At 40.7% G+C, this 20,840-nt stretch carries 21 protein-coding genes; 20 read left to right on the top strand and 1 reads right to left on the bottom strand.

What is annotated here, in order from left to right; genetic code table 11:
• Positions 1-2 precede the first annotated feature (2 nt).
• The 14 genes from mmsA (at position 3) to G608_RS24140 (ending at position 15,673) form a co-directional block, all read left to right on the top strand.
• Positions 3-1,559, top strand: a complete 1,557-nt coding sequence (gene mmsA / locus G608_RS0111820; protein ID WP_026496206.1) for a multiple monosaccharide ABC transporter ATP-binding protein — start codon at positions 3-5, stop codon at positions 1,557-1,559.
• Positions 1,552-2,742 (top strand): multiple monosaccharide ABC transporter permease, encoded by a 1,191-nt coding sequence (gene mmsB / locus G608_RS0111815; protein WP_026496205.1) that lies wholly within the window; start codon positions 1,552-1,554, stop codon positions 2,740-2,742. The genes mmsA and mmsB overlap by 8 nt, the downstream gene beginning before the upstream one ends.
• A gap of 181 nt (positions 2,743-2,923) precedes the next feature.
• On the top strand, positions 2,924-4,030 hold the full coding sequence (locus G608_RS0111810) for an acyltransferase (RefSeq protein WP_026496204.1): 1,107 nt from the start codon (positions 2,924-2,926) through the stop codon (positions 4,028-4,030).
• Positions 4,031-4,164: 134 nt separating this feature from the next.
• On the top strand, positions 4,165-5,559 hold the full coding sequence (locus G608_RS0111805) for a GGDEF domain-containing protein (protein ID WP_026496203.1): 1,395 nt from the start codon (positions 4,165-4,167) through the stop codon (positions 5,557-5,559).
• 33 nt (positions 5,560-5,592) lie between these two features.
• Entirely contained in the window at positions 5,593-6,684 is a 1,092-nt protein-coding gene (locus G608_RS0111800) for a substrate-binding domain-containing protein (RefSeq protein WP_026496202.1), read from the top strand.
• 185 nt (positions 6,685-6,869) lie between these two features.
• Positions 6,870-7,505, top strand: coding sequence for a thiamine diphosphokinase (locus G608_RS0111795; RefSeq protein WP_026496201.1), 636 nt, complete (start codon positions 6,870-6,872; stop codon positions 7,503-7,505).
• A gap of 81 nt (positions 7,506-7,586) precedes the next feature.
• Positions 7,587-8,396, top strand: a complete 810-nt coding sequence (locus tag G608_RS0111790; RefSeq protein ID WP_026496200.1) for a hypothetical protein — start codon at positions 7,587-7,589, stop codon at positions 8,394-8,396.
• A gap of 21 nt (positions 8,397-8,417) precedes the next feature.
• Entirely contained in the window at positions 8,418-9,545 is a 1,128-nt protein-coding gene (locus G608_RS0111785) for an ABC transporter ATP-binding protein (RefSeq protein ID WP_026496199.1), read from the top strand.
• On the top strand, positions 9,546-10,445 hold the full coding sequence (locus tag G608_RS0111780) for a carbohydrate ABC transporter permease (RefSeq protein WP_026496198.1): 900 nt from the start codon (positions 9,546-9,548) through the stop codon (positions 10,443-10,445).
• Positions 10,446-10,487: 42 nt separating this feature from the next.
• A complete protein-coding gene (locus G608_RS0111775; RefSeq protein ID WP_081677407.1) occupies positions 10,488-11,399 on the top strand; it encodes a carbohydrate ABC transporter permease in 912 nt (303 codons plus the stop codon).
• Entirely contained in the window at positions 11,396-13,060 is a 1,665-nt protein-coding gene (locus tag G608_RS0111770; protein WP_081677406.1) for an ABC transporter substrate-binding protein, read from the top strand. Before G608_RS0111775 ends, G608_RS0111770 begins: the two co-directional genes overlap by 4 nt.
• 54 nt (positions 13,061-13,114) lie before the next feature.
• Positions 13,115-14,008, top strand: a complete 894-nt coding sequence (locus tag G608_RS0111765; RefSeq protein ID WP_026496195.1) for a hypothetical protein — start codon at positions 13,115-13,117, stop codon at positions 14,006-14,008.
• 212 nt (positions 14,009-14,220) lie between these two features.
• Positions 14,221-14,874, top strand: coding sequence for a hypothetical protein (locus tag G608_RS0111760; RefSeq protein WP_196810191.1), 654 nt, complete (start codon positions 14,221-14,223; stop codon positions 14,872-14,874).
• A gap of 673 nt (positions 14,875-15,547) precedes the next feature.
• Entirely contained in the window at positions 15,548-15,673 is a 126-nt protein-coding gene (locus G608_RS24140; RefSeq protein WP_255345340.1) for a hypothetical protein, read from the top strand.
• Between the two features lie 273 nt (positions 15,674-15,946).
• On the opposite strand, the gene rd is transcribed toward G608_RS24140, so the two are convergent.
• Positions 15,947-16,102, bottom strand: a complete 156-nt coding sequence (rd, locus tag G608_RS22895; RefSeq protein WP_081669826.1) for a rubredoxin — start codon at positions 16,100-16,102, stop codon at positions 15,947-15,949.
• Positions 16,103-16,272: 170 nt separating this feature from the next.
• Here rd and G608_RS0111745 point away from each other — a divergent pair, with 170 nt between their 5' ends.
• The 6 genes from G608_RS0111745 to G608_RS0111720 all read left to right on the top strand — a co-directional run.
• Positions 16,273-17,001, top strand: a complete 729-nt coding sequence (locus G608_RS0111745) for a glycosyltransferase family 2 protein (RefSeq protein ID WP_035795483.1) — start codon at positions 16,273-16,275, stop codon at positions 16,999-17,001.
• Positions 17,002-17,012: 11 nt separating this feature from the next.
• Entirely contained in the window at positions 17,013-17,396 is a 384-nt protein-coding gene (locus G608_RS0111740; RefSeq protein ID WP_026496192.1) for a DUF2304 domain-containing protein, read from the top strand.
• A gap of 46 nt (positions 17,397-17,442) precedes the next feature.
• On the top strand, positions 17,443-17,829 hold the full coding sequence (locus tag G608_RS21010; RefSeq protein ID WP_051209251.1) for a helix-turn-helix domain-containing protein: 387 nt from the start codon (positions 17,443-17,445) through the stop codon (positions 17,827-17,829).
• Positions 17,820-19,166: an AAA family ATPase gene (locus tag G608_RS0111730; protein ID WP_026496191.1), complete on the top strand. Its 1,347-nt coding sequence runs from the start codon at positions 17,820-17,822 to the stop codon at positions 19,164-19,166. Before G608_RS21010 ends, G608_RS0111730 begins: the two co-directional genes overlap by 10 nt.
• Positions 19,163-20,320: a hypothetical protein gene (locus G608_RS0111725; RefSeq protein ID WP_026496190.1), complete on the top strand. Its 1,158-nt coding sequence runs from the start codon at positions 19,163-19,165 to the stop codon at positions 20,318-20,320. Before G608_RS0111730 ends, G608_RS0111725 begins: the two co-directional genes overlap by 4 nt.
• A 107-nt stretch (positions 20,321-20,427) precedes the next feature.
• A partial coding sequence (locus G608_RS0111720; RefSeq protein WP_026496189.1) for a GDP-mannose 4,6-dehydratase occupies positions 20,428-20,840 on the top strand: 413 nt, incomplete at its 3' end.

The following is a 20,840-nucleotide window of genomic DNA, read 5'->3' as shown; positions in this document are numbered from 1 at the left end:
TCTTGGCGAAGATATTATTGGAAATGAAAAATATCACCAAAACCTTCCCCGGTGTTAAAGCTCTGGATAACGTAAATCTTCAGGTGGAAGAGGGCGAGATTCATGCGCTTGTTGGTGAGAATGGCGCTGGTAAGTCCACACTGATGAACGTACTTAGCGGTATTTATCCGTACGGAACCTATGAAGGGGATATCAAATACGATTCTGAGGTTTGTAAGTTCAACGATATTAAGGACAGTGAAGCTAAGGGTATTGTTATCATACACCAGGAGCTTGCACTTATTCCTTACATGACAATCGCTGAAAATATGTTCCTTGGAAACGAACGGGGAACCAAATTTAAGATCAACTGGAACGAGACCAGTTCACTTGCTCGTAAATATCTGGATATTGTCGGACTTAAAGACAGTACACAGACACTGATTAAGGATATTGGTGTTGGTAAACAGCAGCTTGTTGAGATAGCAAAGGCACTTTCAAAGGATGCCAGACTGCTTATCCTTGACGAGCCTACTTCTTCGCTTAACGAGACAGATTCAAAAGCACTTCTTGATCTGCTTCTCAAGCTGAAAGCGGAGCGCAATCTTACTTCAATCATCATTTCTCATAAGCTCAATGAGATTTCTTATGTAGCTGATAAGATAACAGTCATCCGAGATGGTTCTACAATCGAAACTCTTACTAAAGGCGTAGATGACTTCTCGGAAGACAGAATCATCAAGGGCATGGTTGGACGTGAACTTTCCGATCGTTTCCCGAAGAGAGAGCATCACGTTGGCGAAGAGATCATGATGGAAGTAAAGAACTGGAATGTTTACCATCCTTTATATAATGAGAGAAAAATCGTTAATAACGTAAGCATCAAGGTAAAGAAAGGTGAAGTTCTTGGTATTTCCGGACTCATGGGCGCAGGAAGAACTGAGCTTGCAATGAGCGTATTCGGAAAGAGCTATGGCGAGAACATCTCAGGACAGGTATTCATCAAGGGACAGGAAGTTCATCTGAACACTGTTCAGGATGCGATCAAGCACAAGCTTGCTTACGTTACTGAGGACAGAAAGGGTAACGGACTTATCCTTTCCAATCCTATCAAGATAAATACAACACTTGCTAATCTTGATGCAGTCAGCAGCCACAAGATCATCGATAAAGATAAAGAGTATAAGGTTGCTGTTGATTACAAAGAAAAGCTTAAGACCAAAGCACCCACAGTTGAACAGAACGTTGGCAACCTCTCAGGTGGTAACCAGCAGAAGGTTCTTCTTGCAAAGTGGATGTTTGCGGATCCCGATATTCTCATACTTGATGAGCCTACAAGAGGTATCGATGTCGGCGCTAAATATGAGATCTACTGCATTATCAATCAGCTCGTAGCTGAAGGTAAATCAGTTATTATGATATCTTCAGAGCTTCCGGAAATTCTGGGAATGTGTGACAGAGTTTATGTCATGAACGAGGGTAGGATAGTTGGAGAGCTCGATGGCAAAGAAGCAACACAGGAAAAGATAATGACTAAGATATTACAGTCATCCGGAAATAAGGAGGTAAACAATGGATAAGAACCAAGTACTTGGCTTTTTAAAGAAAAATACTATGATAATTGTTCTTCTCATAGTAGTAGCATTCTTCTCATGGAGAACAGGCGGAGCAATTCTTCTGCCTATGAACGTAAGTAACCTGATTTCACAGAACGCATACGTATTCGTACTTGCAACAGGTATGTTACTGTGTATCTTAACCGGTGGTAACATCGATCTTTCAGTTGGATCAGTTGTCTGCTTTGTAGGTGCTGTAGGTGCAACACTTATGGTTAACCTCAATGTGCCGATCCCGCTTGCAATTCTTTGCATGATCCTCATCGGTACAGCAATCGGTGCTTTCCAGGGATTCTGGATCGCATTTGTAAGAATTCCTCCTTTCATCGTAACACTGGCAGGAATGCTTGCATTCAGAGGTATCTCAAACGTAGTACTTAACGGACTAACAGTTTCCATCAAGGATAAGACATCATTTGTAAACCTGTTCGGTGGCGGTGCAGACTGCTATGTACATGACATCTTCGGAAACGGTGCACTTAACCTTACATGTCTCTTTGGTGGTATCCTTGCAACAGCAATCTATGTAATCCTCAGAGTATCAGGACGTGTTAAGAGAACAAAGAATAACTATGAAGTGGAAAACTTCGCAGGATTCCTTGCAAAGACAATTGCTATCTCAGCTGTAATCATTCTCTTTGCTTACAAGCTTGCACAGCACAAGGGTATTCCTACAGTTCTTATCTGGGTTATGATCGTAGTCCTTGTTTATGGCTACATCACAAACAACACAACAGTTGGACGTTACTTCTACGCAGTAGGTGGTAACGAGAAGGCTACAAAGCTTTCAGGTATCAACACAAACAAGGTTTACTTCCTTGCTTACACAAACATGGGCTTCCTTGCAGCACTTGCAGGTATGATCACAATCGCACGTCTTACATCAGCTCAGCCTACATACGGCCAGAACTATGAGATGGACGCTATCGGTTCCTGCTTCATCGGTGGAGCATCTGCTTACGGCGGAATCGGTACAGTTCCCGGAGTTATCGTTGGTGCGGTTCTCATGGGTGTTATCAACCTTGGTATGTCACTTATGGGCGTTGATGCCAACATGCAGAAGGTGGTTAAAGGTGTCGTTCTTCTTGCAGCCGTTATCTTCGACGTAGTATCAAAGCGCGGCGGAAAGATGATCGCAAAGAACTAAGAAAAATAATTGTTTTAAGCATATTATCCTCGGAAGAGTTATCTCTTCCGGGGATTTTTTGTACTGTAAATATGATTAAAAAGCACGATAGACTAACGTGCGCGAAAAGATATATAATTAGGTTTGATAAATCGTTAAAGATTTATTTAGAAACAAAACAGCTATGATAGGAGCACCAAACGTGGCGGATCGTAAAAGTAGACAATCAAATATTGAATTATTGAGAATCCTTGCAGCCAGCGGAGTAGTGTGGCTCCATTACAATAACGCTTCCATCGGCGGTGGATTTGGCTTTGCGGCATCCGGCAGCGTAAATGAGTTCATCATGGTTTTATTTGAGACGCTTTCTATCTGTGCGGTTAATGTCTTCGTACTTATTTCAGGATATTTTCTTGCTGACAATAACAAGAGAGATCTGCTAAAGCCTGTAGAACTCATTTTGCAGGTTTTGATATTGGGCCTTGTTTTCTTTGGAATATCGGTATTGGCAAATGGCGGCGGATTTAATATTGATGTTTTTTTATCATTCTTCATGTCCGTAAACTGGTTTGTATTTATTTATGCGGCGCTCTATATTTTTTCGCCCTATATAAATCTTGTATGGAAAAGCCTTGATTCGGCAGGGAAAAAGAGACTTCTGACACTTATGCTCATCGTTTTCTCGGTTTATCCTACACTTCTTGAGGTCGCAAGAGCTGTATCCGGAAGGTCGATGAACGGCCTTAGCACTGTTGGAGCGACCGGTTCCCAGTCAGGATATACCATTGTGATTTTTGTATTTATGTATCTTATTGGGTGCTCTCTCAGGGACATGGATAAAAATGGCGCGGCGGGAGCATCAATTGAGCTTAAGACTTCAAAGCTTCTTATCTGGTTTTGCATCGATGCGGTGCTTATCATCCTCTGGACATACTTTGATAAGCTTGTTCTTAAAAAGAACGTTTTTGAAACGATAGCCTGGAACTACGATAATCCTCTTGTGATCATAGAAGCGGTGCTTATTTTCCTTATTTTCAGGAATATGAAAATCGAAAACACCAAGGTTATCAATACACTTTCAGCAGCATCCTTTACTGTGTATCTGGTACATGTAAGGTTCCTTCCTCTTTGCAATATCGAGTTTTTTGCTTCGGGAAGCCCTGTGCTCCTTGTTATTTCCATGCTTATTTCGGCGGCAGGAATTTACGTGGCAGGCTTTGTGATTTATATTATCTATAACATTTGCACAAAGCCACTTATCGTCTTTTTGGATAATACCTGGCAAAAGGGAAGAAAGTATACAGCATAACCTAAGTTTCCGCAGAAACAGTGACTCTCGGGATTATTTAGATAAATTAAATACTCAGTTTATCGTATTTTTATTTCTATAATGCAAATTATGATAGAATAATAATATCTATCAGACCGCCCAGGAGGTGCAGAATGAGCTCCAATAATCCGGATTATGAAAAGCTTAAGATAATAGCTGAGAGCTGTGTTGATCCATGTGCAGTTATGAGTGTTGAGAAGAATCCTGATGGAACCTGCGGAGAAATCAGGATTGTTGCAGCTAATGACAAATTCAGCATGACAGGAGAAAACACAGAGGGCGAACTATATACCAAATTTATCAGACAGGAAGCAGAGTTTGACGACATGTGCTTTAAATCTGCCTTCGAAGGTGAGCGTTTTCATACGTATATCGACACCACGGAGCTCTATGGCGGATGGTCTGAGAATCTTATTCTTCCACTAAAACCTTCATCAGATGGAAAAACTGGCTATTGCCAGTTCATATATGGATTAGACGAAGAGATGCAGCCGGATAAGTTTTCCGCTATATCTCCCATTGTCGCAGGCTTTGTTATGAAAACCAGCGTAAGCCTTAAAAAAGGTGCAGATTTTAAGGCTAACCTCAACGAAGTATTGGATGATCTTCGAAATTTTGCAGACGCTGTTTCTGTTTGTGTCGTTTCTGCAGATAACGAGAAAAAGATGGCGGAGATCATAGGACAGAGCATCAGAGATGGATCCATTGCAGCAGAGCAGCTTTTCAGTGAGGTTCCTTTTGAAATAGTTGAAGCCTGGGATGAGATCATTGGTGACAGTAACAGCTTCATAATCAGGGATATGAGCGAAATTGAAAACAACAGTAGAATTCCCGATAAGTGGGCTAACCTTCTTAAAACAGAAGGCGCAAGCAATGTGTGCCTTGTTCCTCTTTCCCATGAGCAGCAGACAAAGGGATATCTTATTATCAGCAGTTTTGATGCGGAGAGAGAAAGTGAAATAAAAGAAACAGCCAAGCTTATGGCTCTTTTCCTTGCATCTGAAATGGCTAACAGCGAGTTCTTAAAGAGACTTGAATGGCTTACAAGCCTTGATATGCTTACAGGCGTTCGAAACAGAGCTGCCATGAACAGAGTGGTTGATGAATTGGATGCCAGATTAAAATATCAGAAGGCTCCTTTTGGAGTTGCAATATGCGCCATGAACGGACTTAAAGCGCTTAACGCAGAGGATGGTCATGATGCAGGTAATGAGGCGCTTGCCAAGGCAGGTGAGATTTTTAGGAGCATATTCAAGGAATCTCAGGTTTTCCGCTCAGCAGGAGAGGAATTCTCTGTGGTTGCGGAGGGAGTAAGCAAAGAGAAATTCGAAGAAAAGATAGGAAAGCTAAGAGAGCTTGGAAGTGATCCGGAGGGTGTTCATCTTTCCATAGGCTGGTGTGCCGACGACGGAGCCGGAGATATCAGAGCTGCCCTTAGAGATTCTCATAAGCAGATGCTGGATGAGAAAAAAGATTTTTATGAGAAATATCCGGAAAAGAAAAGATAAAACTACCTTGTAAGGCACGAGGAGGAATGCACTATGAAAAATAGAACAGGCAGTTTATTTATAGCCGGGGTACTTGTGGTAGCAATGCTTTCAGGATGTGCGGGAGGAGAACCGATACCGGCAGAGGATGAAGCTACCGGCGATACAGGGAGCTTAGAAGCTTCACAGCAGGAGGCATCAGCCGAAAAAAGTAATGACATTTCTCAGAAAAAAATCGGTATCTGTATTTATAACTTTGATGATAATTTCATGACACTTTACAGAAATGAACTTGTAAACTATCTGGTGGACCAGGGATTTTCTGAGGAAAACATCACAGTAGAGAATTCAGAGCTTAGTCAGGAAAAGCAGAATAAGCAGATTCAGGACATGATTGATGGCGGCATTGATGTTCTTATTATAAATGCGGTCAACACTTCAGAGTCTGCCACAATCACAGACATGGCAGTGGGGGCGGGAATACCCCTTGTTTATATAAACAGAGAACCGGATGCCGAAGAAGAGCAAAGATGGGTGGATAATGGCTGGGAAGTAACCTATGTTGGCTGCGATGCCCGTCAGTCAGGAACGCTTCAGGGCGATATCATAACAGATATTGGTCTTGAGAAGATTGATAAGAACGGCGACAGTATTGTTCAATACATCATGATAGAGGGGGATCCTGAGAATATAGACGCCCAGTACAGAACGCAGTTTTCCGTAAAGGCCTTAGAGGATAAGGGATGGAGTGTAAAATGTCTCTTTGATGAGGTTGGAAACTGGGATATGGAGACGGCAAAGGCACTTTCCAAGGAGGCCTTAGAGAAGTATCCCGAAACAGAGGTGGTTTTTTGTAACAACGATGCTATGGCACTTGGGGCTCTTATGTCCATTAAGGCAGCAGGCAGGACTGTTGGCGATGATATCTACCTCGTTGGAGTTGATGCCCTTACGGAAGCCCTTGATGATGTCATTGACGGATCTATTACGGGAACGGTTTTCAATGACTACTTTGATCAGTCGCACCGGGCAGCAGCCGCAACCATCAACTATATGAAGGGGGCAGGCAACGATCACTACATAGGCTGCGATTATGTAAAGGTTACAAAGGAGAACGCCCAGGAAATTCTGGACAGGATAAAGTAAGATATATAGCGTGAAAGCTTTTAGGCAATAATTATTATACTGAAGCATAATCGTGATATAGGCATAATATAGAATATAGGATTATAATGTAAGGCAGATGGTAGCTAATATCATCTGCCTTTTATAATGATATAGTGTTAAAGATATATGAAAAGCTGATCATAAAATGGAGTGGTCGTGGAATTATGAAAAAATGCGTCATCATAGCAGGGGCTGAGATTAAAAACCATGAATGGGTTAAATCACATATAGATGAGAATATGTTTTACATTTACTGCGATGGTGGTCTTTATCATGAGGAAAAGCTGGGCTTTAAGCCGGACCTTATAATAGGTGACTTCGATTCGCATCCGGTGCCTGAAACTGATGTAGAGCTGATAAAGCTTCCCACGGAAAAGGATGATACCGATAGTGTTTTTGCAGTAAAGGAAGCAATAAAGCGCGGATTTACTGATTTTTATCTTGTGGGAGTTCTCGGAAAACGGTTCGATCACAGCCTTGGCAATATGGCAATTCTTATCATGCTGGAAATGAAGGGGCTTTCCGGGATGATAATAGATGATTATTCTGAGATCACATTAATTTCCGAAAAAAGGTCTGAAACTATAGGAAGCGATTTTAAATATTTTTCTGTGCTTCCTGCAGGGGGCGATGCCCATGGTGTCACCATAGAAGGTGCAAAGTATAATGTTAAGGATGCAGAGCTGACCATGGATTTTCCTGTCGGAGTAAGTAATGAAGTCCCGGATGGAGGCAGTGCCATAGTTTCAGTAAGGGAAGGCAGACTTTTTATAATAAAGGTAAAAAGTGAAAACGCTTAATTATTTTTTCAATAAAACCATCAAAAGGGTATCAATTAAGCGGTTTTGGCTATATAGTAAAAATGAATGTGGGTAAATTCTATGATCAGTATAAGATGCGATCTGCGGACTCATACATTTTTTACCGCAGGCGGACAGTCGTCTTTACAGGAAAATATAGATGCAGGGATAGAGGCAGGACTTGAGCTTCTGGCAGTAACAGATCCATTCAGTTCGCTGGTTGTTGACAGAGATCCGGAGCATCCGGAAACGGAAGAAGATTCATCATCCGAAGGTGATAACTCGGAAACATCAAGCTTAGAGGATGATGAGCAGGAGATTCTCCCCAGGGACGTATCCGGGGTAAAGCTTCTATATGGCTGCGTTGCGGATATCGTAAGTCCGGAGGGCTATCTTTTTGGAATAGGTCTTCCCGGTGAAAAGAAGTTTTGGGGTGATACCGTTTTTATGCCGGATTTTATAATCGCTTTAGCCAGCGGCAAATGGAAGCCTATGGAAATGAGCTCCGCTAAGGCAACGCAGATGTATATAAATGCTGTAAGCGATGAAAAGGTGCTGATGCTTGGGAATCTTTGCAGAACAGATTTAGAATTTGACTATACGGAGCTTATAAGAGCATGCAGAAGCCTTAATAAGCCTGTGGAAATAGATGAACAGACCCTTTTACTTGGGGATGAAGTAAGGGAGAAAGCAAGAAAACTCCTTATAAAATGCGCTGAGGAAGATGTTATGATATGCGCTGACTCCGGGGCTCTTAATGCGAAGGAGATAGGGGGGCTGCCACTTTTACAGGCAGAGCTTAAAGAGATAGCATTTCCTGATAATCTGATAATGAATTCGGACATTAGAATTTTTCTGGATAATTATCATAAAGCAGGATTCAGAGTATAAATATACCTTGGGGGATTTTTTATGAAAATAGTTTTGGAGCATCTAACCAAAAAATTTCCAAACAGAAACAAGAAAATAAAGGAATATGTTATCGCAGTTAACGATTTTGACTACGAGATTCCGGATGGCAAGCTTGTGGGGCTTCTTGGCCCTTCGGGATGTGGAAAGAGTACCGTTCTTAATCTTATAAGCGGCCTTGAAAAGCCGACACAGGGCAAAATTTATTTTGGCGATGATGATGTTACGGAGCTTCCTGCTGAAAACAGGGGAGTTGGACTTGTTTTTCAGAATTACGCACTTTATCCTCATTTGAACGTCAGAGAAAACATCAGATTTCCTCTTGAAAACCTTAGGGGGAAGGATAAGCTGACAAGGGATGAAATGGACAGGAAGGTCTTTGAGACTGCAAAGCTTGTACAGATAGAGGGGCTTCTTGACAGAAAGCCTTCTGAGATGTCAGGCGGACAGCAGCAAAGAGTTGCCATAGCAAGAGCTCTTGTTAAAAAGCCCAAGGTACTTCTTCTGGACGAGCCATTATCTAACCTTGATGCAAGATTAAGACTGCAGACCAGGGAAGAGCTTAAGAGAATTCAGGTGGAGACAGGAATAACTACGATTTTTGTAACCCACGATCAGGAAGAAGCCATGAGTATCTGCGATACCATAGTAGTAATGCAGGATGGCAGGATCATGCAGCAGGGTAATCCTCAGGATGTCTATGACAAGCCTGATAATCTCTTTGTTGCCAAATTCCTCGGAACACCTCAGATAAATGTCTTTAAGGGTGTTGTCAGAGCAGGATCTGTTTTCATTGGAACGGACAGAGTTTATAGAATGGAAGAGGACCTTGGTGACAGGGATGTTTATGTTGGCATAAGGCCTGAGGGCTTTATACCTGATGATAGCTGGAATGGCAGAAGCGAAGCCTCTGATGATAAAGAAAGGCTTATCTGCGAGTTCAGAAAGCTTGAAGTAATGGGCAGAGATTCCAGTGTTCTGTGCGCAAATGAGTTTTTTGAAGGCACTATGATAAGAGCAATTGTGGCATCCGGCACGGGAATCAAGACTCCCGGCGGAGAGGTTGCTTTTACAATTAAGCCAAACAAGATTCATATTTTTGATGCAAAAACAGGGAAGGTGCTTCACTAAATGAATAATAAAAAACAGACCTTAACTGCCTGGCTATGCTTATTGCCGGCGATCATATTCCTGGGAGCTTTTTTGGTCTATCCCATGATAGATGTTTTCATCTATTCCTTTGAGGAGGGGTATAATTTTGCATCCCAGAGCTATTTTGGAATTGGTGGCTACAACTATTCTTATGTGCTGCATGATCCCTATTTTATTCAGGCGCTTAAGAATACGTTTATCATTGTGCTTATAACTGTGCCGCTTTCTACAGGTATTGCGCTTATAATCTCTCTGGCCCTTAGCTCAATAGATAAGCTTCGTGAGCTTTTCCAAACGATATACTTCCTTCCGTATGTGACAAATACTCTGGCGGTTGGACTTGTTTTCATGATCCTTTTTCAGAAAACGGCCTACACGGACGGAATGGTAAATGTGCTGATCAGATTTTTTGGCGGCGAATCCGTGGACTTTATCGATGGTCCATATTCAGCCAAGATGTTTGTTATGTGTTTTTACACAATCTGGGTAGTACTGCCCTTTAAAATTCTGATCCTCACAAGTAATCTGGCATCCGTTGACCCTATTTATTATAAGGCGGCAAAAATTGATGCCACACCAAAATACAGAATCTTTTTCAAGATCACACTTCCTATGATATCGCCAATGGTATTTTATCTTGTAATTACGGGATTTATCGGGGCATTCAAGGCATACAGCGACGAGGTTGCTCTTTTTGGAACGGACCTTAATGCTGCTGGAATGAACACCATTGTAGGTTACATCTATGACATGCTGTACGGAAACAGCGGCGGCTATCCTTCCTACGCATCGGCAGCAGCCATAATTCTTTTTGCCATAGTGTTTACGATTACAATTATTAACCTTCTTGTCAGTGAGAAGACTGTATATTATCAGTAATTTTTTGACTTTAGCATAATTCATCATGAAAAGAGGAAGCTTATGTCTTCAAATACAGATGGAAAAACGGGGGCAAAGCCCCATGAAAATTCAGAATATAAACTAATAGAGCAGAGGGCTACGGCGGCTAATATCACAGGACTTATTCTTCGATATCTTCTGTTGGCATTTTGGGCGCTTATAGTACTTTTCCCATTTTATTGGATGATCCTTACATCCTTTAAAAGCTACAGCTCCTATAACAGCGAGTATGTACCAAAGCTCTTTGTTACTTCACCCACATTTCAGAACTACGTGGATGCCTTTACGGAGGTCTCTCTTGGCAGATACCTGCTTAATACCTTTGTGTTTACGGCAGTTACAACGGCTATCATGCTGGTTATTGTGGTGCTGTCGGCCTTTGCCTTTTCAAGGCTCGAGTTTAAGGGCAAAAACATACTGTTTGCTCTGTTTTTATCACTTATGATGATTCCTAACGAGCTGGTTATCATTACCAATTACGTTACGATCACCAACATGGACCTTAGAAATTCCATGCCGGGTCTTGTGCTTCCGTCAGTGATCTCGGTTTTCTATATTTATTTATTAAAGGAAAATTTTGAGCAGATCCCGGACGAGCTCTATAAGGCCGCAAAGGTTGATGGAACATCAGATTTACGCTATTTGTGGCGGGTTATGATTCCTATAGCAAAGCCGACACTTATTACAATTACTATCCTTAAGGTAATCGAGTGCTGGAATTCCTACGTATGGCCAAGACTTATAACCGACGATCCGAACTTTTTCCTTGTTTCAAACGGAATTCAGGAAATAAGAGAAAACGGCTTTGGAAGAGAAAATATTCCTGCCATGATGGCAGCTGTTGTCGCAATATCAGTGCCCCTTATGGTACTGTTCCTTGTTTTCAGGAAAAAGATAATGGCAGGCGTTGCAAGAGGAGGAACCAAGGGATGAGACTTCTTTCATTTGGGAAAAAATCCTGGAAGGCCGCATCTTTCATGGCAGCAGCGCTTGTTTTGATGTCTGCGCTGCCACTTACCGCATGCCATGGATCAAAAGAGTCTCTGGGCTTTGAGATTCCGGAGGCTTTCGATGAGACTTCAAAATATGAGATTACCTTCTGGGCGAAAAATGATACCAACAAAACTCAGACAAAAATCTATGAGAAGGCCATAACTGATTTTGAAAAGCTATATCCAAACATTGATGTAAACCTTAGGCTTTACACAGACTACGGAAAAATCTACAACGATGTAATTACCAATATTTCCACAGATACGACGCCAAATGTATGTATTACATATCCGGATCATATCGCTACCTATCTTACAGGAGCAGATACGGTGGTACCGCTGGATTTTCTTATGGAGGATTCAAGGTATGGTCTCTCCGGCTCTGAGCTTAAGTATGATGCTCCCGCAAAGGATGAAATAATTCCAGAGTTTTTATCTGAGGGAATTATAGGTGATCACTACTATGCAATACCCTATATGCGCTCCACGGAAGCATGTTACGTTAACAAAACCTTTATAGAGCAGCTTGGCTATGAGATGCCGGAGGTTCTTTCCTGGGATTTTGTCTGGGAGGTATCTGAAAAGGCGACAGAGAAAAATGAGGATGGGACATTTAAGTTAAATGGTCAGAAGGTTCTGATTCCCTTCATTTATAAGTCCACCGACAATATGATGATCACTCTGCTTAGACAGGAGGGTGCGCAGTATTCGGACGCTCTTGGAAATAACTGGCTTTTTGAGGATGTAACAAAGGAAAACCTGATTGAGATTGCTTCTCATGCTAAAACGGGAGCTTTTTCCACCTTTAAGATTTCCGGATATCCTGCAAACTTCCTTAACGCTGGTCAGTGCATTTTTGCTGTGGATTCCACGGCAGGTGCTACCTGGATGGGAACAAATGCGCCCCTTTGCGACATTGCCAAGGATAAGATAATGGATTTTGAGACTGCTGTTTATCCTATTCCTCAATTTGTGGACAGAGAAGGCCTTGAGATTTCTGATAACAAGGCATCGAGGCTTGCTCCCGGTGAAAAGAAGTTTGCCATGATGTCGCAGGGACCATCCATTTGTATTTTTAATAAGAAGGATCCGCAGGAAGTGCTTGCGTCATGGCTTTTTGCCCAGTATATGCTGACGAATGATGTGCAAATAGCCTATGCAGAGACAGAAGGGTATGTTCCCGTAACCTCTAAAGCTCAGGAATCGGCTGAATATCAGGACTATCTGGGACGCGCAGGAGAAGACAACAGCACTTATTATGATGTAAAAATAGATGCGACGAAGCTTCTTTTGGAAAATCAAAGATATACATTTATAACAAGCGTATTCAACGGTTCAACTTCCCTAAGGGATGCAGCAGGAACGCTTATTGAGAATGCCACAAAGTCGGTTCGAAGAAAAGCTACTGTGGATGAAGCCTATATCGAAAAGCTCTATGAGGATACAAAGAGTCTGTATCATTTAGATCAGGCATCTGCTGCAGGCAGCGGAAAAGCTGAATTCGGCGAGCTTCCAAGTGAGTCGAAGTGGCTCCTTAGATTACTTGTGACCACATGGTTATTTATAGGAATTTATATTTTTAGGACCAAAATTTTAAAATAGTGGTATAATACGTCTGTTACATTAACATGTAAAAGCAAAAGAGGAGAAAAAATTATGAAAAAGGTAATTGCCACAGTTTTGACAATGGGCCTTGCTCTTAGCATGGCAGCATGCGGCAGCAAGACAGCAGAAGGAACACAGGATGCAGCTACTGAGGCTGTATCAGAGGTAGCAGAAGAGGTTAGCGAAGCAGCTCAGGAAGTTGCTGAGGATGCATCAGATGCAGCTGAAGAGGCTGTTGAAGAGGTAGTTGAAGAGGATTCAGAGGGCGAAGAAGCAACTGAAGAGGCAGCAGGCGATGTTATGACACACGAAGACTACGTTGCAGCTGAGCTTGATTCAGAAGTAACAGTTGAGACATACGTACAGGCTAAGCAGGGCTGGTGGGAGAACGAAGGCGTTGGTAACGCTACATTCTACACACAGGCTGAGGACGGTGCTTACTTTATTTACAACATGCCTTGCTCAGAGGAAGAGTACGAGCAGCTTACACCCGGCACAAAGATCAAGGTTACAGGTTATAAGTCTGAGTGGTCAGGCGAAGTTGAGATCACAGATGCTAAGTTTGAGATCGAGGATGGCAACTTTGTAGCAGAGGCACTTGATGTTACTGATCTTCTTGCAGATGATGCTATTATCGATCACCAGAACGAGTTCGTAGCATTCAAGGGTATGACAGTTGAGGCTAGCAAGGATGCTGACGGAAATGATGTAGCTTTCCTTTACAACTATGATGGTTCAGGTTCACAGGGTGATGACCTTTACTTCAACGTTTCTGCAAATGGCACAACATATACATTCACAGTTGAGTCTTACCTTTGCGGTCAGGATTCAGACGTTTACAAGGCAGTTGAAGGTCTTAACGTTGGTGATACAGTAGACATGGAGGGCTTCCTCTACTGGTATGAGGGTGTTAACCCCCACATCACATCTGTATCTGTACAGTAATTATCTAAAGTATTTGGCATATGTGTAAGGCAGCTATAGTGGGAGCTGCAGAATAAAAATGCATGGTGCCAAAAGCCGCATAGAATCTACAAGAACCGTTACGGCATGGCTTAAAACCAGAACTGTAGCGGTTCTTTTTTGTGATTTAAAAGGTTAAAATACATCAAACAAAAAGCTGTAAAAATGTGAGATAATATCAAATAAAGCAATATATGGAAAGAGTTTTTGGGGAACCACAAGATATTGTGGATGTTGGGGGAGTCATGGACTACGATTATCTTTCTTCAATTGTTTCTAATTACACAAATTTATCAGCACTTAGTAACAAAATAGGAAGTGTATCAGGCACCTCATCAATAAGTGATGTGGTTAATACACTGTCTTCAGGCGATACCTTTAGCGGACTGCTTAATAATGCTCTGCAGTCTGTTTCTAATAATGCTCCGGAGACAAGCAATGAAGAATTGATTGATTCTGCTATAAGAGCAGTGACAGCAAGCTCCGGGTTAAACTCTATTACAGGTGTGCTGGATTCCATGGTTAAGACCACAGGAGTGGATGAGGATACAGCTGAAAGGCTGGCAGGCCTCGCAGGTGTTGATACATCAAATGGAACCGAGAAGGAAGCAAGAAGCAATCTGATTATGCAGAATTATCTTACAGCTTCAATCATGAAGGATACACTTCAAAATTCCCTGACGGATTCGGCTGATTTTACCCAGGCACTTTTCAGCGGTCTGGCGGTTGGCGGTACCGGTGATGACGGATCATCAAACAGTACACTTTCAACTCTTCAGAATTCAACTCTCTCTGCCATCTCAAATCTGGGAGCCTATGAGGACTATCTGGACAAACAGGTGGTATAAAATATGATAGGAAACTGTATTATAATGCGTGTGTGCAAACTGTTATGTTGTATATGCGCATTATTTATGTTGTTCGCTGCTTTGATAGAAAAATATCAGAAGTGCCAAAATAGAAACTGATAAAAAAATTAATCTTAATAACGTAATTTCATATTCATTAAGACATCAAAAATATATCTTTTTTGAAGGTCAAATCAAAAATTTTCTTTAAAACCAAATTTTTGATAAGCTCAGAATTCATGCTTGATTTTTAAAAATCATAATGCGTTCTCAAAATGAAAATCGAGGTTAAATTATAATTTATTTATTGACGAAACTTTTATCTGATGATACTATCAGTGAGCATTAAGTTTCCGATGCATTCAAGAACAAGATGATCATCTTGATTATTCCTAAAAGTTGTACCTGGGGAGTTATCAAACTATGGGCTTGAAGAGTAATAATTTAAAAAGAGATAAAAGAAAATAAGGACAATAGGATTAGTTATTACAAGTTCGCTGCAAAGTCAGTTTAGGGAAATAATTTGCCGGGAACATATGGGAACATGTAAGGATTTAATGCAAAATGCCTGTTTTTATCATGGTATTCACCAATAGTACATATATCGATCGATTAAAGAGTGTTCACTCGTAGTACTAAAAAACAGAAAGCAGGTCAAAAGGAGATTATTGTTATGGAAGCTTTAATACAAGGTAAGCGCAGGCTCGACTGCGATATACCCTGGTTATTTTCCCAGGAATGCGGAGACGATTCCCGGAAAATAATAAAACCATGGGCTGGAACCCCATGGCTGTATTAAATAGAAACTATCAATTTTCTAGGGTATTCACCCAAAGATGTATTAAATAACAATAATAAAAAAAAATCAAGATGTTTTATCCAATTGTTTTGAACATTGAGATAGAAATGTCGAATTACAAAAATAAAGATAATTATAAAAACATGAGAAAGTAGCGGCGCGGTAAAGGGGTCGCTGCTTTTTTATGGATTATGAAAAAACTGAGAGAAAAAAAGAACCGGAATGCTGTCGCCCCGGTTCCCTTAGTAAAAGCAATATAGATTTTGGTGATAATTATTCAGGCTTAAATTCATCCTTACCTACACCGCAAAGAGGGCATACCCAATCTGCCGGAAGATCGTCAAATTTTGTTCCTGCTGCGATTCCGTTATCCGGATCGCCTGCTGCTTCGTCATAAATATATCCACATGTGCCACATACGTACTTCATAAGAAAAGCTCCTTTCCTGTGAAAAAATTCTAGTTGGTTGATGAGAAAATTATAACATGATTACGAGAGATTAATTATTATAATTTCGTAAACTATTTTGTCACGGGAAGACTAGGAAAATATGCTATAATCAAGATGTTGTATGAATATTTAAAATCGGGGAATAATAAATGACTTATTCGGACAGCACAAAGAAATCAAATGTGCTTATAATCATCCCTGCCTACAATGAAGGCGAGAACATCAAAAATATAGTTGAGGAGCTAAAGAATGGATATCCTCAGTATGATTATGTTGTGGTAAACGACGGTTCATCTGATAACACATCCCGGATCCTTATGGAGAACGGCTACAATCATGTGACCTGTCCCATCAATTTGGGAATCGGTGGTGCCATACAGACAGGATATCAGTATGCGAAGGAGAAGGGCTATGATGTGGCTGTACAGCTTGACGGCGATGGTCAGCACGATCCTGCATACATAGGTGATATTGTGCAGCCTATCCTCGATGGTGAAGCAGATTACGTAATCGGTTCAAGGTTTGTAAATAAGGAAGGCTTCCAAAGCTCAGTTACAAGGCGTATCGGTATAAGATTTCTAAGCGGACTTATAACAGTTCTTTGTCTTACGAAAATTAAGGATGTGACCAGCGGCTTCCGCGCAGTGAACAAATTTTTCATAAATGTATTTGCAGTAAGCTATCCCATAGACTATCCTGAGCCGGAGGCTATTATGGACGCCGTTATGCGAAGAAAAAGAATCATTGAGCTTCCTGTAATCATGCGGGAGCGTGAGACCGGCACCAGTTCCATAAACCTGAAAAGGTCAGTCTACTACATGATCAAGGTTACATTGGACATCATAGTCTGCAGAATAAGCTATGGTATCAGAAGATAGGGGAAATAGAAATGGGTACAATAATACCACCAAGGCTTACCGCGGTACTTATAACCGCGATAGCTATCTACTTTATTATAATATTATCACTTCTAAAGCATAGAATGCTCAACATGAAGTACACGCTTCTGTGGCTTTTTACAGGAGTTGTGATGCTTGTGCTTGTGATAAATCCAATGCTGATGTTTTATATAATTCAGCTTCTTGGCATAACCAGTGCAATGAATGGACTATACATAATGCTGATAGGTTTCCTTATCATGCTGGTTTTATCTCTTACAAGCATTGCGTCAAGACAGGCCGGGCGCATCACCAAGCTCATACAGAATCAGGGACTTCTTGAGAAGAGAATTCGTGAGCTTGAGGAAAAAGTTGAGGAATCTACCGGGGAATAAGATTTTTGGGGCGTGGCTTTCAGTAATATAGTTACAGGAGATTACCATGTCAAAAAATAAAAAAGTTCCCAAAAGACAAATGTCCTTTGAAACTAAAATAAAGATAATGCAGATGAATCTTGATTCTGGTCAGGACCTCTTAGAGAAGAAGCTTTCCTATGAGGAAAAGCTGAAAGTCGTAAGATTTTGCCTGGATCACAACAGAAACATCCGTGAAACGGCAGAGCTTTATGGACTTCGCTATGCTCACGTTTATCAATGGGTTCGAAAATACGAAGCAGGCGGCGAGGATGCCCTTATCGACAGGCGAGGTAAACGCGGAAAGGGCCGCAGAACGCTGCTTCTTGAGGAAGAACAGGCTGAGTACGACAGGGAGAATGAGCTGGAGAGGTTAAGGAAAGAAGCTGAAGGAGAGAATTCTATATGGAACTAATACTTAAAAACATATTAAAGGTAGTAGATGCCACTATAAAAGTTGACGGAATAACGGTTATAGCCGGCAGCAATAACATGGGTAAAAGTACTGCCGGTAAAGCTCTGCTTACAGCTATATCAGCCTTCGCCGATATGGATCAGTTTATTGAAAAACAGCGAATTCTGAATCTTAGAAAAGAACTGGTCAAACTCGGAGACGCACTTGATTTGTTTTGCAAGAAAAACACCAACATAGTTCGCAAAAAAACCGGAAAAATAAATTCCACAATCGATTTATATATTCCTCGTATATTAGAAGAAGAGTCAGGAGAGGCAGTTCAAAAGGATATAGATCTATTTATAAGAGACATCTGTGGATTATATGGCTTAAACATCGATTATATCAATTCAGAAAGTTTCGATGCAGCTATGCTGGCGTATTCAAATATAATGGAAAGCTTTGAGTTGGATGATGATGAGATAGGTTATCGTCATGTGACTGATGAGTTTAGAAAGACCTTTGGAGATTCGGTAGTCAATTTTAATGCTTCTGCGGGAAGTATCATTGTAGAGGAAAATGGAGCTGCTGCCGGATTGACTTTTACGAGAGATAAGAAAGATTATTGTTCAGAAATCATTAGAGAATATCCGATGAAATACAATGCGCTTTCTGTTGGAGAGCCTGATGTTTTGAACCTATTTGGATCACTTGCTGCTTCCAGAGCTGTGAAATTCAGCAAAAAGAAGCTGTTAAGAGGTCTTCTTCAGATGGATAGATATAAGTCATTATGGGAAGCGTACGAAGAGGATGGGCCCGATAAAAGTATAATTGACGAAATAAACCTGGAAAGAAAGTTTTCTCAGGCGTTAGAGAAGGTTCAGCAAGTGTTGAACGGATATGTAGTATATGACAGTAATGGCTTGAATTTTGTTGAAAATGGTTTGGAAGGGAAAATTCCAGTTGAAAATATGTCAACAGGACTTAAGTCTATGGTTCTTTTAGAGCAGGTCATAAAACTTGGATTATTAACGGATAATACTGTGTGGGGCCTTGATGAGCCTGAAATTCACCTTCACCCTGAGTGGCAGATACGCTACGCAGAGATAATAGTTCTTCTTCAAAAATATGTAGGGCTTAAAGTGGTGATAGCAACACATAGTCCATATTTCTTAAAGGCAATATTGTACTTTTCAAGAAAATATGAAGTGATTCAGAATGCTAATTTTTATACAACTGTGAATACTAATGGAGGCGTATGCTTTGAAGACGTTACCAATAAGGTAGATAGTGTCTTTAAACAGCTTACAGTTCCGCTTTTCGAAATAATGGAGGATACAGAATTTAACGACTTATGAGCAATAAATTGGAAACTGAAGTAGGAAAAAATCTGACTCAGGAACAGAAGGATTATTTTTGCAGATCGCTTAAGGAGATCTTTCGAAACACAGCCTCGAAGGATAAAAAAGCTCGTATAGGATCCGTTGAATACCCGGTAGTATCTGGATATAAAGCGATAGATTTTGATAATATTAAAACAATTTATGTTAATAACAGAAGGATGGAAGGAGTTAATGGTACAGCCATCAACTACAGATCAAACGATGCGCTTATACTTACTCCGGCAGGTGAATGGGTTTTCGTTGAGTGCAAGGATGGTAAAATCAGTGACGAAGTAGTAAGAGAGATTACCGAAAAAATAGAGGACAGCTGCAACATTTTCCTGGACATGGATTTTTTGAATAAAGGATACCTTGTAGTTGATGATAGAAGTTCATACCTTGATAGAGGAAGACAACCAGATTTTGAAATTAAAACAAAATTAGAACAACTGGGAGTAACGTTCAGCCCACATTTTTTATGGGACAAAATGAACTATTGTCTTATCTATAATAAAAAGATACACGATGCGGAAGCCATAACTGAAGCTGACAAGAATGGGTGGAGAGATCTTCTTAAGCGGGGTGAGTTTAAAGAGTTAGAGGATTTTATAGATAATCATTCATATCTTCATGGGGAAAGCACCGCAAAGGAGTTCCTTGAAAACTGCCTTGATAATGGTAAGTATCCCAATTTTCATGATGTTTTAGATGTGTTTTACTCTATAGATGATATTATTTTAGAGAATAAGAAGCTTATGGGATTCTTCAATGATCCGAACGAGAGGGATCATTTCCTAACTGGTTTTAGAAGACTGAGCCAGGAGTATAACAATAGAAGAAATGATATTAACTCAGGAGAGAAGTTTATTATCTTTCTACGTGTATATAGGAAGTGGAATCCCGGAATTTTGAAAGCGCTTAAGCAAAAAGAATTAACTTTGAATGAAGCGAACACCGCTTCCGAAACGCCAAGTATGAAGATATTTTTCCAATTGATGGCGAAAAATTCATCTCCCAAAAAGCAACCGAGGAGACTGTTTAATCTTCATGCTTATGAAGGAAAAAGATTTAAAGAGGTAGTGACGCTGGCTGAAGAAGAGTTCCTTGGATATTTTGGAATTCCTTCATGATTGTGATAATATCTGTCAGACTAATCAATGCATTTTTGAAAGTATTGGCTTTATGAGTATAATATTAGTGAAAACTTGCTATGTGTTTAGAAAGGAACTGAACTTATATGCGCACATATTTAGTAACAGGTGGTGCCGGATTTATCGGCTCTAACTACATTCATTACATGTTTAAGAAATATGATAATGAGATCCGCATTATCAATGTGGATGTCCTTACATACGCAGGTAACCTTGAGAACCTCAAGGATGTAGAGGATAGAGACAATTACACCTTTGTCAAGGCAAATATCTGTGACAGAGATGCTATAAACAAGATTTTTGAGGAGAACGATATTGACCGCGTAGTTCACTTTGCGGCTGAGAGTCATGTTGACAGATCAATCGTTAATCCTGAGATCTTTGTAGAGACCAATGTACTTGGTACAGCTACAATGCTTAATGCAGCTAAGAAGGCATGGGAGCTTCCTGATGGCAGCTTCAAGGAGGGAAAGAAATTCCTTCATGTAAGTACCGATGA

Source organism: Butyrivibrio sp. WCD3002 (assembly GCF_000424265.1).
GTDB lineage: Bacteria > Bacillota > Clostridia > Lachnospirales > Lachnospiraceae > Butyrivibrio.
This window is presented reverse-complemented; position numbering and strand designations above follow the sequence as displayed.

Coding starts and splice junctions, on each gene's coding strand:
- mmsB (WP_026496205.1), top strand. CDS start 1,552: ATGGATAAGAACCAAGTACTTGGCTTTTTAAAGAAAAATACTATGATA.
- G608_RS0111805 (WP_026496203.1), top strand. CDS start 4,165: ATGAGCTCCAATAATCCGGATTATGAAAAGCTTAAGATAATAGCTGAG.
- G608_RS0111800 (WP_026496202.1), top strand. CDS start 5,593: ATGAAAAATAGAACAGGCAGTTTATTTATAGCCGGGGTACTTGTGGTA.
- G608_RS0111795 (WP_026496201.1), top strand. CDS start 6,870: ATGAAAAAATGCGTCATCATAGCAGGGGCTGAGATTAAAAACCATGAA.
- G608_RS0111790 (WP_026496200.1), top strand. CDS start 7,587: ATGATCAGTATAAGATGCGATCTGCGGACTCATACATTTTTTACCGCA.
- G608_RS0111785 (WP_026496199.1), top strand. CDS start 8,418: ATGAAAATAGTTTTGGAGCATCTAACCAAAAAATTTCCAAACAGAAAC.
- G608_RS0111780 (WP_026496198.1), top strand. CDS start 9,546: ATGAATAATAAAAAACAGACCTTAACTGCCTGGCTATGCTTATTGCCG.
- G608_RS0111775 (WP_081677407.1), top strand. CDS start 10,488: ATGTCTTCAAATACAGATGGAAAAACGGGGGCAAAGCCCCATGAAAAT.
- G608_RS0111770 (WP_081677406.1), top strand. CDS start 11,396: ATGAGACTTCTTTCATTTGGGAAAAAATCCTGGAAGGCCGCATCTTTC.
- G608_RS0111765 (WP_026496195.1), top strand. CDS start 13,115: ATGAAAAAGGTAATTGCCACAGTTTTGACAATGGGCCTTGCTCTTAGC.
- G608_RS0111760 (WP_196810191.1), top strand. CDS start 14,221: ATGGAAAGAGTTTTTGGGGAACCACAAGATATTGTGGATGTTGGGGGA.
- G608_RS24140 (WP_255345340.1), top strand. CDS start 15,548: ATGGAAGCTTTAATACAAGGTAAGCGCAGGCTCGACTGCGATATACCC.
- rd (WP_081669826.1), bottom strand. CDS start 16,102: ATGAAGTACGTATGTGGCACATGTGGATATATTTATGACGAAGCAGCA.
- G608_RS0111745 (WP_035795483.1), top strand. CDS start 16,273: ATGACTTATTCGGACAGCACAAAGAAATCAAATGTGCTTATAATCATC.
- G608_RS0111740 (WP_026496192.1), top strand. CDS start 17,013: ATGGGTACAATAATACCACCAAGGCTTACCGCGGTACTTATAACCGCG.
- G608_RS21010 (WP_051209251.1), top strand. CDS start 17,443: ATGTCAAAAAATAAAAAAGTTCCCAAAAGACAAATGTCCTTTGAAACT.
- G608_RS0111730 (WP_026496191.1), top strand. CDS start 17,820: ATGGAACTAATACTTAAAAACATATTAAAGGTAGTAGATGCCACTATA.
- G608_RS0111725 (WP_026496190.1), top strand. CDS start 19,163: ATGAGCAATAAATTGGAAACTGAAGTAGGAAAAAATCTGACTCAGGAA.